The organism is Stagnimonas aquatica, assembly GCF_003730135.1.
In the GTDB taxonomy this organism is placed as follows: domain Bacteria; phylum Pseudomonadota; class Gammaproteobacteria; order Nevskiales; family Nevskiaceae; genus Stagnimonas; species Stagnimonas aquatica.
On sequence record NZ_RJVO01000008.1, the window covers coordinates 94,788 to 108,911 of the forward strand.

Genomic DNA, 14,124 nt, shown 5'->3' on the forward strand with positions numbered 1-14,124 from the left:
GAAAGGCAGTCGGCACGGCGCCGGCGAATCCTCCCTGGTGACAGCTGCCCCGGCCCTGCCGGGGCTTTTTTATGGCCGCGCCTCTTCGGCGGGCAGGCCCAGACTCAGTTGCGCAATCAGCCGCCGCTTGGTCGGAATCACCCAGTTGGCCTTCAGCGTAGTCGACAGCAGGCCGGCGGCTTCCAGCTCGTCGCAGAGCTTCATCTGGTGCGCGAGGTCGAACAGGTCGAGCTGGTAGCTAAACAGGCCGTCGTCGCCGACGGTGATGAAGGACACACCCGGCGTCTGGTAGTGGCTGCCGTCGGGTCTTAAGCCCGGGCCGCGGTTCCACCAGTGGGTGATGATCTGGTTGCCGTGCGTGGTGTAGCGCTCGATGGGAAAGCTCCAGCCCTCCCAGCCCACCATCATGTCGCGGCCGTAATGGGTGGCGCGGATCTCGTCGCGGTTCTTGGCGAACACCCGCATCGTGCCGGCGTACTCGCAGAGATACTCGCAGTCCGGCGCGTAGAACTCGTCGGCGATCCAGGCCCATTCGTTGCGGCGGGCGGCTTCGACAAAGGCGGCTTGCAGTGCTTCGGCGCGGGCGGCGAGCTGTTGCGCACTCAGTGGCATGTTGGGGCTCCGTTCAGTGACCGCTGCGGGTCACGGCGTTGGGGTTGAACATCTGCGGATTCAGGTCGTCACGGTTGAGGCGCCACCAGCCCTTGCCGGCCTCGTTGACCAGGTAGGTGGCTTCGTAGGCGCCGAGGTTGAGGTCGTGATAGATCGACACGCCGCGATGGAAGGCCTGGGCGTCCGGCGCGTAGCGGTAGTGGACCATCGCCGTGCGCCAGAGCTGGCCGCGGGTGTCATAGTTGTCGGCCCAGTGCGCCAGCCAGCTGTCCTCGTCGGCGTAGATCGTCCGCCGGCCGTAGACATGGCGCAGGCCCTTCTTCAGCGTTGCCTCGATCACCCAGACCCGGTGCAGCTCGTAGCGCTGGTAGTCGGGGTTGAGGCTGCCGGGGGTGAGCAGATCCTTGTACTTGAGGGCAGGATCGTTGATGCGGAAGTTGTTGTAGGGGATCAGCAGCTCGCGCTTGCCGACGAGCTTCCACTGGTAGCGCTCGGGCGAGCCGTTGAACAGGTGATCGTCATCGACGGTGCGCAGACCCGAGGGCGGCACCGGGTAGTCGAAGGCGATGTCCGGCGCCTGCCGCAGCCGCCGCGTGCCCGGGTTGTACTGCCAGACGTGGGTGCTGCCGTCCTTGAAATTGAAGGGCTGGAAGCCGACCCCGATGCTGCCCTTGTCGCGTGACGGCAGCAGCACCTCGGAAAGGAAGTAGGCGGCGATGTTGTTCTCGATCTTGCCGCCGCCGTCCGGCGCGGCGCCGGGTGCCAGCGTCAGGTATTTCATCTTGCCCCAGGCGATCTTGCCGCTGGGGAAGACGTCGGCGGTATCGACGGTGGCGGTCTCGTTCCAGACGTGGCGGGTGGCCATCACGTTCCAGATCGCTTCCAGACCGCTGGCCGGGAAGGGGAAGGGAATGCCGCCCTGGACGCCGGCCAGCTCCAGGCCCTCGTTCCTGAGGCTCGCGGTCTCCAGATTGCGGCGGGTCTGCTCGCAGGCCAGATCGGGAAAGCGGAAGTCGCGATGGCTGGGGTAGACCGGCATCCGGAAGCTCTTCGGATACTTCGCGAGCAGCGCCTTCTGGCCCTCGCTCAGCAGCGCCGCGTACTGGCCGGCGTTGTCGGCGGTGACGGTGTAGAGCGGCTGCTCGTCCGCGTAGGGGCCGGGGTCGTAGCCCTGGGGGTTCTTGATGCCCGGCCAACTGTCCAGCCATTGGCCACGGTAGGCGGCCACCCCGGTCTTGCTGCCGGCGCGTTCGGCGCCGGTACAGCTCAGCTTGGGGCCGTCCAGTTCGGCGCCGCGCGCCGCCGGGCTGGGCGTCTGCGCCAGCACGCCCTGGGCGAGGCCAGCGAGCAGCAGGCCGCTGATGATGATTTTCATGTCTCCTCCGTCCTTTGGTATCGACCGCTAATGCGCCACGCCGACCTCCGTGTCTGGCCGTGGTTTCTCGATCAGTGGCACCAGCAGCAGCGTTGCCGCCACCAGCGCCGACAGCAGCAGGTACATGTCGTTGTAGGCCATGGTCAGCGCCTGCTGCTGGGCCAGCTGGTTTAGCAGGCCCAGCGCGCGCGGATCGCTCTCGCCGCCCGGCCCCAGCTGCGCGGCGGCGCCGTGCAGGTAGTCGTAGACGCCGCTGCGCTCGCTGTGCAGGGTCGCCGCGAGGTCCTGCCAGTGCAGCCAAAGCCGGCCGTTGAGCAGGGTGCCGACCAAGGCCAGGCCGATGGCGCCGCCGAGGTTGCGGGTGACCGTGTAGAGGCCGCTGGCGTTCTTCACCGCCTCGCTGGGCAGGGTGCCCAGCGCCAGATTGGTCATCGGGATGAAGGCGAAGATCATCCCGGCGCCGCGCAGCACCTGCGGCCAGAGAAACTGCGCATGGCCCCAGTCGGCGCTCATGTGGCCGTTGAGCCAGGAGCCGGTGGCGACCAGCACCAGGCCGACGGCGATCACCTGGCGCGGATCCATGCGGCGCGACAGCCGGCCGGCGAGCGGCGCGGTGAGAAACATCGCCATGCCCTGCACCGCCATCACCTCGCCAATCTGCAGCGCGCTGTAGCCGCGCACCCGGCCGAGGAACAAGGGCGTGAGGTAGATCAGGGTGAACATGCTCATGCCCAGCACCAGCGACACCAGCGAGGTGAGCGCGAAGTTGCGGTTGCGGAAGGCACGCAGATCGACGATCGGGTGATCGCAGCTGAACATCCGCCAGAAGAACAGCGCGCCGCCCAACGCGGCCAGCAGCAAGCAGAGCGCGACGCTGCGGTTGGCGAGCCAGTCCACCCGCGGCCCCTCGTCGAGCGCGTAGGTCAGGCAACCCAAGAACAGCGCCAGGAAGGCCAGGCCCGGCCAGTCGGTGAGTTTGAAGATCTGCGGCTGCGGCTGATCCAGCCGAACCGTGCTCCAGACTCCCCAGGCGCAGAGCAGGCCGGGCCCGAGATTGACCAGGAACAACCAGTGCCAGCTGGCGATGCCGGTGAGATAGCCGCCGACGCTGGGGCCGATGGAGGGCGCGAGGATCGCCATCAGGCCACCGATCAGCTGCGGCAGCGCGCGACGCTTCGCCTCCGGGAACAGCAGGAACATCGCCGCGAAGGCGGTGGGGATCATGCCGCCGCCGAGAAAGCCCTGCAGCGTGCGGAACAGGATCATCGAGGGCAGATCCCAGGCCAGGGCACAGGCCAGGCTGGCGAGGGTGAAGCCGAGTGCCGAGAGCGTGAAGTAGAGCCGTGTCGACAGCAGCCGGGAGAGGTAGCCGGACAGCGGAATCGCGATCACCTCGGCGATCAGGTAGGCGGTCTGCACCCACTGGATCTCATCGGCGCTGGCCGACAGGCCGGCCTGGATCTGGTTGATCGAGCTGGCGACGATCTGGATGTCGAGGATGGCAATGAAGCTGCCCATCGAGATCGCCAGAAAGCCCAGCCATTCGCGGCGGTGGCGCTCGCGTGCCTGATCGAGGGTTTCGTCGAGCGGCAGGCCGGTGTCGAGGCTGGCGGTGCTCAAGCGGCGTCCCTGTTAGGGCTCCTCCACCCGCTGGCGGTTGGAGCTTGGGAACGGGGACGAGTGCCGACGAGGGAACGCCCCCACCCCGACCCTCCCCCGCAGGCGGGGGAGGGGGAACGGCGGGGGAGTGCGACCGTTCTCGCCGTCACCCAAGTACCGAACGCGAGATCAGTTCCTTCATGATCTCGTTGGTGCCGCCGTAGATCCGCTGCACGCGGGCGTCGGCGAACATGCGGGTGACCAAGTATTCGTTCATGTAGCCGTAGCCGCCGTGCAACTGCACGCACTCGTCGATCACCTGCTGCTGCATGTCGGTGATCCAGTACTTGGCCATCGAGGCGGTAGCGGTGTCGAGCTTGCCGTCCACCACGTCCTGGATGCAGCGGTCAATGAAGGTGCGGGCGATGCGGGTGATGGTCGCCACTTCCGCCAGCTTGTACTTGGTGTTCTGGAACTCGGCGACGGTCTTGCCGAAGGCCTTGCGCTCCTTCACGTACTTCACGGTTTCGGCCAGCGCGCCTTCCATCGCGGCGACGCCGCCGAGGGCGACGATGGCGCGCTCGTAGGGCAGGTCGCTCATCAACTGGATGAAGCCACGGCCCTCGGTGCCGCCGAGCAGGTTCTCGGCCGGGATGCGCACGTCCTCGAAGAACAGCTCGGCGGTGTCCTGCGCCTTCATGCCCATCTTGTCGAGGATGCGGCCGCAGCGGTAACCCTTGAGGTCCTTGGTCTCGACCAGCAGGATCGACAGGCCCTTGGCGCCCGGCAGCGTCGGGTTGGTGCGCGCGACCAGGATCAGGAACTCGGCGAGGTAGCCGTTGGTGATGAAGATCTTCGAGCCGTTGACGACGTAGTGGTCGCCGTCGAGTTCGGCCTTGGTGCGCACGCCCTGCAGATCGGAGCCGGCGCCCGGTTCGGTCATGGCGATGGCGCCGACCAACTGGCCGCTGGCCAGGCGCGGCAGGAACTTCTGCTTCTGTTCCTCGGTGCCGTGGTTGAGTACGTAGTGGGCGGCAATCGAGTGCACGCCCTGGCCGAAGCCGGTGATGCCACGGCGCAGGCACTCCTCGTAGACCACCGCTTCGTGGCGGAAGTCACCGCCGGCGCCGCCGTACTCGGCCGGGATGTCGGTGCACAGGAAGCCCATCTCGCCGGCCTTGCGCCAGATCTCGTGGCCGACGTGGTTCTGCTTGCGCCAGTGTTCGTCGTGGGGAACCATCTCGCCCTCGACGAAGCGCGACACCGCGTCGCGGAACAGTTCGAGATCGGAATCCATCCAGGGCGAAACGTAGGCGCTGTTGGGGGGGCTGACGCGGGCGTTCATGGTGGGGGCTCGGTAGGGAAATTGGGGCGGCAACGATAGCAGCCGTGCCGGAGGGCGTCGCGTCGCGATCCCGGCCGACAGCAAGCCGGTCGACTAGGCGCCGGGCGCCCGTCCGATGACCAGGGCCTGGATCGCGTCCGGGGCCAGCTTGAGCACCAGCAGCGAGGTGACCACGCACTTGGTGGCGCTGATCTTCCAGCCGGTGGCGGTCTTGCGGTACTCGTCTTCGTAGTAGGCGCCGAGCTGGGTCAGGCTGTTCTCGTTGGTGTTGATCAGCTGGTAATGCAGGCTCCAGCGAGCTTCGGCCTGGTTGTCCGCCTTGAGCTGGATCTGCGGGTTGGAGCCGTGGTGCATCTCCACCATGTGGGGGTGGCACCCAATTTGCTTGAACAGCTCGACCAAGGGGTCGGCGGAGTCGAAGCGACCGACCGCGCCGTAGTCGATGGCGACCGGGCCGTCGGCGAAGCAGTCGCGCATGCCGACCGGGTCCTTGGCATCGCAGCAGGCCAGGTAGCGCGCCTTCAGGCTGCGGATCGCGTCCAGGTCCTCCAGCGCCTGCAGGCGGCGTTCTAGGTCGAGGTTTGGCACGGGTCACTCCGTAGAAAAATGTGGTGATTCTGGATTGGACGGGGAAGTCGGCGTGGCCGAATCCCTCATTTGGCGGAGTTTTTCCCAAACACTGAGGCTGACGTCAGTGATACGGGCAATCGGCCGGCGCGCTTGCGGCGCCGGCCCGGTGGTTTTTCAGGGGAGGGTGGCATGGCGGTAAACAAGGACCGGGAGCGGGAGTTCGGCCTGTGGCAGACGGTGGCGCTGGTGGCGGTGCTCGCCATCGGCCTGCTGGTGTTCCTGTCGCGGATGTCCCTGAGTGTCGATCAGGAGCGGCACCAGAGCCGCCTGGCGGCACTGCGGGCGGTCAACAATCTGGATGTCGATCTCAACCGCGCCTTCACCCGCATGCTGGCGGGCGAGGGCGAAGGGGATGCGGCGGACAAGCAGCAGATCAACCAGAAACTGGGCGCCGCCCTGCACGAGCTGGAGAACGGCCCGGCGGCGTTGCGCGGCATCAGTCCCGAGGTGGATGCGACGCTGGATGCCTTCCTGGACACGGTGGAGACCAAGTTCCGGCTCGGCTTCGAGTTCGAGGCCGGCGACACCGTGCTTACCCAGCGGCTCACCAACAATCTCAACGCCCTGTTGCCCTACACCGACTGGGTGCTGCGCGAGACCCCGACCGAACTGCGCGCCAGTCGCGAGGCGGGTCTCAAGGAACTGGTCAACGCGGTGGTCAACCTGGCGGTGGTTCCCACCGCCACCAACACCGAAGGGGTGCGCGCGCGCCTGAACCGGCTGGCCGCCAACGGCGAGGACCTCGGCCCCGGCTATGCCAAGGCCTTCGCCAGCCTGCGCGGTCTGGTCGAGAGCGTGATCGCCGACAAGGCCGAGCTGGTGACCCAGCTGCGCGGCTTTCTCAACCTGCCCACCGGCCCGCAACTGGCGGCGCTGGAACAGGCCTACCAGGGCTGGTATCAGGCCGAGATCGAGGCCACCAACCGCTACCGTGTGATCCTCGCCGCCTACACCGGCCTGCTGCTGCTGGCCCTGGCCTACCTGGGCCTGCGGCTGCGCCAGAGCTATGCCGCGCTGGACAAGGCCAATGCCGGACTCAAGCACGCCAACCGCACCCTGGAGTCGCAGGTGCAGGAGCGCACCAAGGACCTGCGTGGCGCCCTCAGCGAGCTGCGCGAATCGCAGGCGCAGCTGGTGCAGTCGGAGAAGATGGCCTCGCTGGGCCAGATGGTCGCCGGCGTGGCGCACGAGATCAACACGCCGCTGGGCTATGCCCGCAGCAACGCCCGCACGGTGCGCAACACGCTGGTCGAGATCCGCGAGCTGTGCCAGAACCAAGGGCATGCGCTGAGTCTGCTGAGCGCGGCCAATGCCAGCGAGGATGAGATCGCCGCTGCCATCGCCGGCGCCGAGGAGCAGCGCCAGGCGCTCAACCCCGAGGAGCTGATGGCCGATCTCGACAGCCTGCTGGTCGATGCCGACCACGGCCTGGTGCAGATCGCCGATCTGGTTTCCAGCCTCAAGGATTTCTCACGGGTGGACCGCTCGCGCACCGACCTGTTCGACCTGAACGCCGGCATCGATTCGGCGCTGAAGATCTGCAACAACCAGCTCAAGGACCGCATCGAGATTGTTCGCGAGTTCGGCGCGCTGCCGGAAATCGAGTGCTCGCCCTCGCAGCTCAACCAGGTGTTCCTCAACCTCTTGACCAATGCCGGCCAAGCCATCGAGGGCGAGGGCCGCATCCACATCCAGACCCGCGCCGAGCGCAATGGCGTGCAGGTGCGGATCACCGACAGCGGCAGCGGCATGAGCGAGGAGGTGAAGCAGCGCATCTTCGAGCCCTTCTTCACCACCAAGCCGGTGGGCAAGGGCACCGGGCTGGGGCTGTCCATCGTGTTCCGCATCGTCGAGGAGCACGGCGGCCGCATCGAGGTGGAGTCCAAGCTGGGGCAGGGCACCACGTTCATCCTGCACCTGCCGCTGGCGCAGGCACGCCCGGCCGGCGCCGAGGCCGAAGCACTGGCTGCGGCCTGAGGAGCGACGATGAATCAGAGCGCCTCTGTGGTGACCAAGCCGCGCGTGCTGTTCGTCGATGACGAGCCGAGAGTGCTGACCAGCATGCGCATGCAGTTTCGCGGCCAGTACGAGATGTACTTCGCCGAGGGCGGCCACAAGGCGCTGGAGTTCCTGAAGACCGCGACCGTGGACGTGATCGTCAGCGACCAGCGCATGCCCGGCATCACCGGCATCGAGGTGCTGCGCGCGGCGCGCGAGCTGAACCCGCATGCGATGCGCATCCTGCTCACCGGCTACTCCGATCTCAATGCCATCATCGACTCGGTGAACGAGGGCGAGATCTTCCGCTTTGTCAGCAAGCCCTGGGACAACGATGTGCTGGCCAGCACCGTCGCCAACGCGGCGGCGGCGGCCAAGCTCAGCCAGCAGGCCGCCGCCGTTCCTGAACCGATCACACCCGAGCCGGAGCGCGACGCACCCGGCGTGCTGGTGCTGGACGACGATCCGCGCATGGCGGCGAAGATCCAGGTGATTCTCGGCGACCAGTTCAAGGTCTATGGCGCCGCCAGCATGGACGAGGCCGTGCAGCGTCTGGAGCAGGCCAGCATCGGTGTGGTGATCTCCGATACCCGGGTGCAGAACCAGCCGGTGGTGAGCCTGATCGGCAGCCTCAAGCAACACCAGCCGCAACTGGTGTCGGTGATCCTCACCGAGCGCGCCGATGCCGGCGCCGCCATCGAGCTGATCAACCAGGGCCAGATCTACCGGCTGATCACCAAACCCATACAGGACATCGCCTGCCGCATCACCGTCAACTCCGCGCACAAGCAGCATCAGAAGCTGGCGCTGAACCCGGTGCTGCAGCGCCGTTACGAAGTCGAGGCGCCAGCGCCGACCGCCGCCGCGCCGCCGCCGGCGCTCAAGCTGCTGGACCGCATCCGCTCACTGCGCTCCTGGGCCAGCGGCCGCAGCTGAGGCGCGGCCCATTGCGGATCTCGGATCTCGAATTGAACGGCGGCAGGCGGCGCGGCTGCTTCGCCGCAATCCGCCAAATCTCCTACAAGTGGACGAGGCAGCCCCGGTAGGCCTCGTAAATCCTGCGTCAAATCACAAGGTCTGGCGCAGGACGGTGCTCCGCACGCATGGGGTGCCGCCGAGGTCGGGCCGATAAAGAACCGGCGCTCTCCCCTCATCCAGGTCGCGCCGATCAAGGAGAGGAGACGGAATGAACCTGCGACTGCTGTTGCCGGGTCTGGCGGCTGGGGTGTCCATCGGCATTCTGATCTTCCTGCTCAAGATGACCCAGAGCGTCGACAGCGACCTGCACCAGGCGCGGCTCGACAATCTGCGGGCGGTCAACAATCTCGACGTCGAACTCAATCGCGGCTTCACCCAGACCCGCGCCAGTTCCATCGCCGACTCCGCCGGCGACCGCTCGCGCATCACCCAACAATTGGGCGAGGCCCTGGACCGCTTGGAGAAAGGCCCGCAGGCGCTGACCGGTCTGAGCGCCGAGCTGGACACCGCCCTGCAGGCCTTCTACGAAACGGTGGAAAGCAAGTTTGGCCTGGGTTTCGACTTCGAGGCGCGCAATTCCATCCTCACCCAGCGCCTGATCGCCGGCCTGGATGCGGTCCCGGTGCGGGTCAACGCCCTGCTCGCCGCCACCGCCCCCGAGCGGCGTGATGAAGTGGTCGAGCTGAGCGACCAGCTGAAGAGCGAGGTGATCAACTTCGGCGTCACGCCCTCTCCGATCAATATCGCTTCGATCAACCAGTTGCTGGACAAGCTCGATGCCGCCGCCGAGGGACAGGGCGAGGCCTACAAGACCGCCGCCAGCGAGCTACGCGGCAAGGTCGTGGAAGTGATCGCCGACAAGACCGAGCTGGTGGACAAGCTCAAGGACTTCCTCAACCGCCCCACCGGCCCGCAGTTGCAGACGGTGGAAGCCGCCTACAGCCGCTGGTACCAGGGCGAAGTGGCCATCGCCAACCAGTACCGGCTGTATCTGGCGGCGTTTGCCGGCACGCTGCTGCTGGTGCTGGGTTACCTGGGGCTGCGCTTGCGCCGCAGCTATGCCGAGCTCGACCGGGCCAACGCCGGCCTGGCCAGCGCCAACGAGCATCTGGAAGAGCAGGTGCAGCTGCGCACCAACGACCTCAGCGTCGCGCTCGACGATCTGAGCAGCACCATGAAAAACCTGCGCGAGTCGCAGGCGCAGCTGGTGCAGTCGGAGAAGATGGCCTCGCTGGGCCAGATGGTTGCCGGCGTGGCGCACGAGATCAACACGCCGCTCGGCTATGCCCGCAGCAACGCCGAGATCGTCCGCAACTCGCTCGGCGACATTCGCGAGCTCTGCGGCGCGCAGGACCGCGTGCTGAGCCTGATGACCGCCGCCAATGCCAGCGACGAGGAAGTTGCCGAAGCCATGGCCGTCGCCGAGGAGCGGCGCCAGAGCGTGCCGGCGGCGGAGCTGATGGAGGACCTCGACAGCCTGCTGCGCGACACCGACCACGGCCTGGCGCAGATCGCCGAGCTGGTGTCCAGCCTCAAGGACTTCTCGCGGGTGGACCGCTCGCGCGCCGACCTGTTCGATATCAATGCCGGCATCGACTCGGCGCTGAAGATCTGCAACAACCAGATCAAGCACCGGGTCGCGGTCGAGCGGCTGTTCGGCGACACCCCGCAGATCGAGTGCTCGCCCTCGCAGCTCAACCAGGTGTTCCTGAACCTGTTCACCAACGCCGCCCAGGCCATCGACGGCGAGGGCCTGATCACGGTGATGACCGGCGCCGAGCCGGGGGGCGTCTACGTGAAGATCACCGACAGCGGCAGCGGCATGAGCGAAGAGGTGCAGCGGCGCATCTTCGAGCCCTTCTTCACCACCAAGCCGGTGGGCAAGGGCACTGGCCTGGGCCTGTCCATCGTGTTCCGCATCATCGAGGAGCATGGCGGCCGCATCGAGGTCGAATCGACGCCGGGCATCGGCAGTTGCTTCACCATCCACCTGCCGCTGCGGCAGCCACGCAGCGATGCCGGCGAGCGGCTGGCCGCCTGAGAGGATTTCCGCGATGACCAATCCGCCTGGAGCCAAGCCCCGCGTCCTGTTCGTCGATGACGAGCCGCGCGTGCTCACCACCATGCGCATGCTGTTCCGTGGCCACTACGAGGTCTACTTCGCCGAGGGCGGCGCGCAGGCGCTGGAGCTGCTCAAGGCGCAGCCGGTGGACGTGATCGTCAGCGACCAGCGCATGCCGGGCATGACCGGCATCGAGTTGCTGCGCGCAGCGCGCGAGCTGAATCCGCATGCGATGCGCATCCTGCTCACCGGCTATTCCGACCTCAACGCCATCATCGGCTCGGTCAACGACGGCGAGATCTTCCGCTTCGTCAACAAGCCCTGGTCCAACGAGGTGCTGGCCAGCACCGTCGCCAATGCGGCCGCAGCGGCCAAGGCCAGTCTGGCGGTCGGCAACGCGCCGGACTCGGCGCCCGGCACCGAGGCCGCCGACGGCGAGGCGCCGGGCGTGCTGGTGCTGGACGACGATCCGCAGATGCCCTCGCGCATCCAGGCCATCCTCGGCGCCAGCTACCGGGTGTTCGGCGCCAGCAACATGGACGAGGCGGTAAACCGGCTGGAACAGGAGCGCATCGGCGTGGTGATCTCCGAGACCCGCGTGCAGGACCATCCGGTGGTGAGCCTGATCGGCACGCTCAAGCAGCACCACCCGGAGCTGGTGTCGGTGATCCTCACCGAGCGCGCCGACGCTGGCGCCGCCATCGAGCTGATCAACCAGGGCCAAATCTACCGGCTGATCACCAAGCCGATCCAGGATGTCGCCTGCCGCATCACCGTCAACTCCGCGCACAAGCAGCACCAGAAGCTGGCGCAGAACCCGATCCTGCATCAGCGCTACCAGGTGGAGAAGCTGCCCGAGCCGGCGCCGGGCGCAGCGCCACCGCCGACGGTGAAGTTCCTCGACCGCATCCGCTCGCTGCGCAGTTGGGTGACCGGCCGCGCCTGAGGCGCGGCCTATTGCGGATCTCGGATTGCGGATTTTGGATTGAACAGCGGGAAGCGGTGCAGCAGCTTCGCCGCAATCCGCAATCCGCAATCCGCAATCCGCAATCCGCAATCCGCAATCCGCAATCCGCAATCCGCAATCCGCAATCCGCAATCCGCAATCCGCAATTGCCCCGTCTCCCCCAAACAGGTGAAGGCGCCATCGCCCGCCGCCTCTACCGTGCAGCTCTGTCAGAGTGAGGAGAGGGGCGATGGCGCTGGACGACAAGGCGCAAGGCCGCGTGATCAGCGGCGAGGTCTGGAACGAGTTCTGTGACACGCTCAAGCGCGCCGGTCAGCAGGTGCTGCGACCCGAAGCGCCCGCCGACGAGCTGACCCGCGCCGAGGGCTGGCGCTATCTCTCGCGGCTGCTGCGCATCGGTCTGGAGATGCACCTGGAGTTCGCCGACCCTGACTTTCCCGGCTTCTTCCTGCCCTCGCACGAGACCGGCAAGATCGGCGCCGACAATCCCGACAACAAGTACCTGTTCGCCAAGATCAACGGCGCCAACCAGTACCGCATCCGTGGCACCCGTGGCACGGTGGCCTATCTCACCCTCGGCAGCCAGAAGGGCGGCTACGAGACCGACGGCAAGATGGAGCAGACCGGCTTCATCGACGCCAAGGAACTGCAACTCGACACCGAGGGCCGCTTCGAGATCGTGCTCAGCGCCGAGCGGCCGGAAGGGGTCGCCAACTGGCTGCGCATCGAGCCGGCCAGCAATGCGGTGATCGTCCGTCAGACCTTCAACGACCGCCGTGCCGAGCAGCCCGCGCAGATGACCATCGAGCGCATCGGCAGCGCTGCCACGCCGGCACCGCTGTCGGCCGAGCGGCTGGAGAAGGGCCTGGGCAACGCCGCGCGCTTCGTCGAAGGCACCGCGACGCTGTTCGCCAACTGGGCGCAGAGCTATCTCGCGCAGCCCAACCAGTTGCCGCCGGCCGATCAGGCGCTGTGCCAGCGGGTCGGCGGCGATCCCAACATCTTCTACTACCACGCCTACTGGAAGCTGGCGCCCGACGAGGTGCTGCTGGTCGAGCTGCCACGGGTGCCGGACTGCCGGTTCTGGAATCTGCAGATCAACAACTGGTGGATGGAGTCGCTCGACTACCGCTACCACCGCATCTGCCACAACCTGCATTCCGCCCGCCTCAACGCCGACGGCAGCCTGCGGCTGGTGCTGGCGCACCGCGACCCCGGCCACCCCAACTGGCTCGACACCGCCGGCCATGCCGAGGGCACCTGGTGCTTCCGCTGGGTCGGCGCCAAGGAAGTGATCCACCCCACCACGCGCGTGCTCAAGCTCGCCGACTACCAGAAGGAACTGCCGCAATGAGCAGCGACACGCTCGTCCCCGATGCCCTCGAAGCCGCCGCCGTCGAACAGTCCGGCGGCCTGAAGAACTTCGGCCTGCCCTCGCACCGGCCGGGCCTGGAAAAGCTCTGCGCCTCCCTGAACGGGGAGGCCAATCTGTCCGACTTCGGCCGTGGCCTGCTGCAGCAGAAGATCGTCGAGATGCTGGTCAACCGCCTGCGCATCGAGGACTGGTTTGCCAAGCATCCCGAGATCGCCCAGGAGACCATCGCCGCGCCGGTGGTGATCGTCGGCCTGCCGCGCACCGGCACCACGCTTTTGCAGCGCGTGCTGGCCTGCGACCCGCGCTTCTACTCCATGCCCTGGTGGGAATCGCGTTATCCGGTGCCCTTTCCTGGCGAGGACGTGAAGGCGCCCGTGCAGCGCATCGAGCGCGCGCGTGGCGAAGTGAAGGTGATGGTCGAGGCCATGCCCAAGCTGCTCTCCATCCACCCGATGGACGCCGACCAGGCCGACGAGGAGGTGATGCTGATGGAGCATTCCTTCCGCGCCTCGTTCAACGCCTACGCCCATGTGCCGAGCTACATGGACTGGTTGCACGGCACCGACGAGACCCCGACCTACGAGTACCTCAAGCGGGTGCTGCAATTCCTGCAATGGCAGAAGCGCCAGCGCGGCGTCAGCGCCGAGCGCTGGGTGCTGAAGGCGCCGCACCATCTGCTGCGCATGGGCCTGCTGCTGAAGCTGTTCCCCGACGCCCACATCGTCCAGGCCCACCGCGATCCGGTGGAGACCATCCCCTCGATCGCCAGCATGATCCACACCCTGTGGGCGATCTACGGCGCCGCGCCCGATGCGAAGGCCGCTGGCCGCGAGTGGAATGACCTGATGGTGCAGGCCTTCCACCACACCATGCAGGTGCGCGAGGCCAATCCCAAGCCGTTCATCGACGTGCGCTTCATCGACACCGTCAAGCGGCCGTTCGAGGTGGTGCAGGCGATCTACCGCCACCTCGGTATCGCCCTCACTCCGGAGGCCGAGCAGGCGATGCGCCAGTGGCTGGAGAAGAACAGTCGCGACAGCCGCGCCGCCCACGACTACAAGCCGGAGGACTTCGGTCTGAGCGTCGAGCAGTTGCAGCGTGATTTCGCCGATTACCACCGCAAGTACATCGAAGCCTGACCCTGCTGGCGCTGCTGGTCGGGCGCGCGGCTGCAAGCAACAAC

General features: G+C 66.9%; 12 protein-coding genes. 7 read left to right on the plus strand and 5 right to left on the minus strand.

All coding sequences use genetic code 11. The features are described 5' to 3' along the window. Positions 1 to 69 precede the first annotated feature (69 nt). The 5 genes from ED208_RS14900 to ED208_RS14920 form a co-directional block, all read right to left on the minus strand. Positions 70 to 612, minus strand: coding sequence for a nuclear transport factor 2 family protein (locus tag ED208_RS14900; protein WP_123212713.1), 543 nt, complete (start codon positions 610 to 612; stop codon positions 70 to 72). Between the two features lie 13 nt (positions 613 to 625). Beyond that, positions 626 to 1,987: a DUF1329 domain-containing protein gene (locus ED208_RS14905; RefSeq protein WP_233575089.1), complete on the minus strand. Its 1,362-nt coding sequence runs from the start codon at positions 1,985 to 1,987 to the stop codon at positions 626 to 628. Positions 1,988 to 2,014: 27 nt separating this feature from the next. Further along, positions 2,015 to 3,607: a DHA2 family efflux MFS transporter permease subunit gene (locus tag ED208_RS14910; RefSeq protein ID WP_199720637.1), complete on the minus strand. Its 1,593-nt coding sequence runs from the start codon at positions 3,605 to 3,607 to the stop codon at positions 2,015 to 2,017. Positions 3,608 to 3,752: 145 nt separating this feature from the next. Next, positions 3,753 to 4,931 carry an acyl-CoA dehydrogenase family protein gene (locus tag ED208_RS14915; RefSeq protein WP_233575090.1) on the minus strand — a complete coding sequence of 393 codons (1,179 nt, stop codon included), beginning with the start codon at positions 4,929 to 4,931 and terminating at the stop codon, positions 3,753 to 3,755. A gap of 93 nt (positions 4,932 to 5,024) precedes the next feature. Beyond that, positions 5,025 to 5,519, minus strand: a complete 495-nt coding sequence (locus ED208_RS14920; protein ID WP_123212714.1) for a nuclear transport factor 2 family protein — start codon at positions 5,517 to 5,519, stop codon at positions 5,025 to 5,027. Positions 5,520 to 5,690: 171 nt separating this feature from the next. Here ED208_RS14920 and ED208_RS14925 point away from each other — a divergent pair, with 171 nt between their 5' ends. The 7 genes from ED208_RS14925 to ED208_RS14950 all read left to right on the plus strand — a co-directional run bounded on the left by ED208_RS14925 (position 5,691) and on the right by ED208_RS14950 (position 14,080). Beyond that, positions 5,691 to 7,538 (plus strand): DAHL domain-containing sensor histidine kinase, encoded by a 1,848-nt coding sequence (locus ED208_RS14925; protein WP_123212715.1) that lies wholly within the window; start codon positions 5,691 to 5,693, stop codon positions 7,536 to 7,538. 9 nt (positions 7,539 to 7,547) lie between these two features. Continuing rightward, positions 7,548 to 8,495, plus strand: a complete 948-nt coding sequence (locus tag ED208_RS14930; RefSeq protein WP_123212716.1) for a response regulator — start codon at positions 7,548 to 7,550, stop codon at positions 8,493 to 8,495. Between the two features lie 250 nt (positions 8,496 to 8,745). Further along, a complete protein-coding gene (locus tag ED208_RS14935) occupies positions 8,746 to 10,578 on the plus strand; it encodes a DAHL domain-containing sensor histidine kinase (RefSeq protein WP_123212717.1) in 1,833 nt (610 codons plus the stop codon). Between the two features lie 13 nt (positions 10,579 to 10,591). Then, positions 10,592 to 11,545 carry a response regulator gene (locus tag ED208_RS14940; protein WP_158608578.1) on the plus strand — a complete coding sequence of 318 codons (954 nt, stop codon included), beginning with the start codon at positions 10,592 to 10,594 and terminating at the stop codon, positions 11,543 to 11,545. Between the two features lie 11 nt (positions 11,546 to 11,556). Beyond that, positions 11,557 to 11,784: a hypothetical protein gene (locus ED208_RS17390; protein WP_158608579.1), complete on the plus strand. Its 228-nt coding sequence runs from the start codon at positions 11,557 to 11,559 to the stop codon at positions 11,782 to 11,784. An 11-nt stretch (positions 11,785 to 11,795) separates the two neighbouring features. Further along, positions 11,796 to 12,920, plus strand: a complete 1,125-nt coding sequence (locus ED208_RS14945; RefSeq protein ID WP_123212719.1) for a DUF1214 domain-containing protein — start codon at positions 11,796 to 11,798, stop codon at positions 12,918 to 12,920. Then, a complete protein-coding gene (locus ED208_RS14950; RefSeq protein WP_123212720.1) occupies positions 12,917 to 14,080 on the plus strand; it encodes a sulfotransferase family protein in 1,164 nt (387 codons plus the stop codon). The genes ED208_RS14945 and ED208_RS14950 overlap by 4 nt, the downstream gene beginning before the upstream one ends. The last annotated feature ends 44 nt before the right edge of the window (positions 14,081 to 14,124 follow it).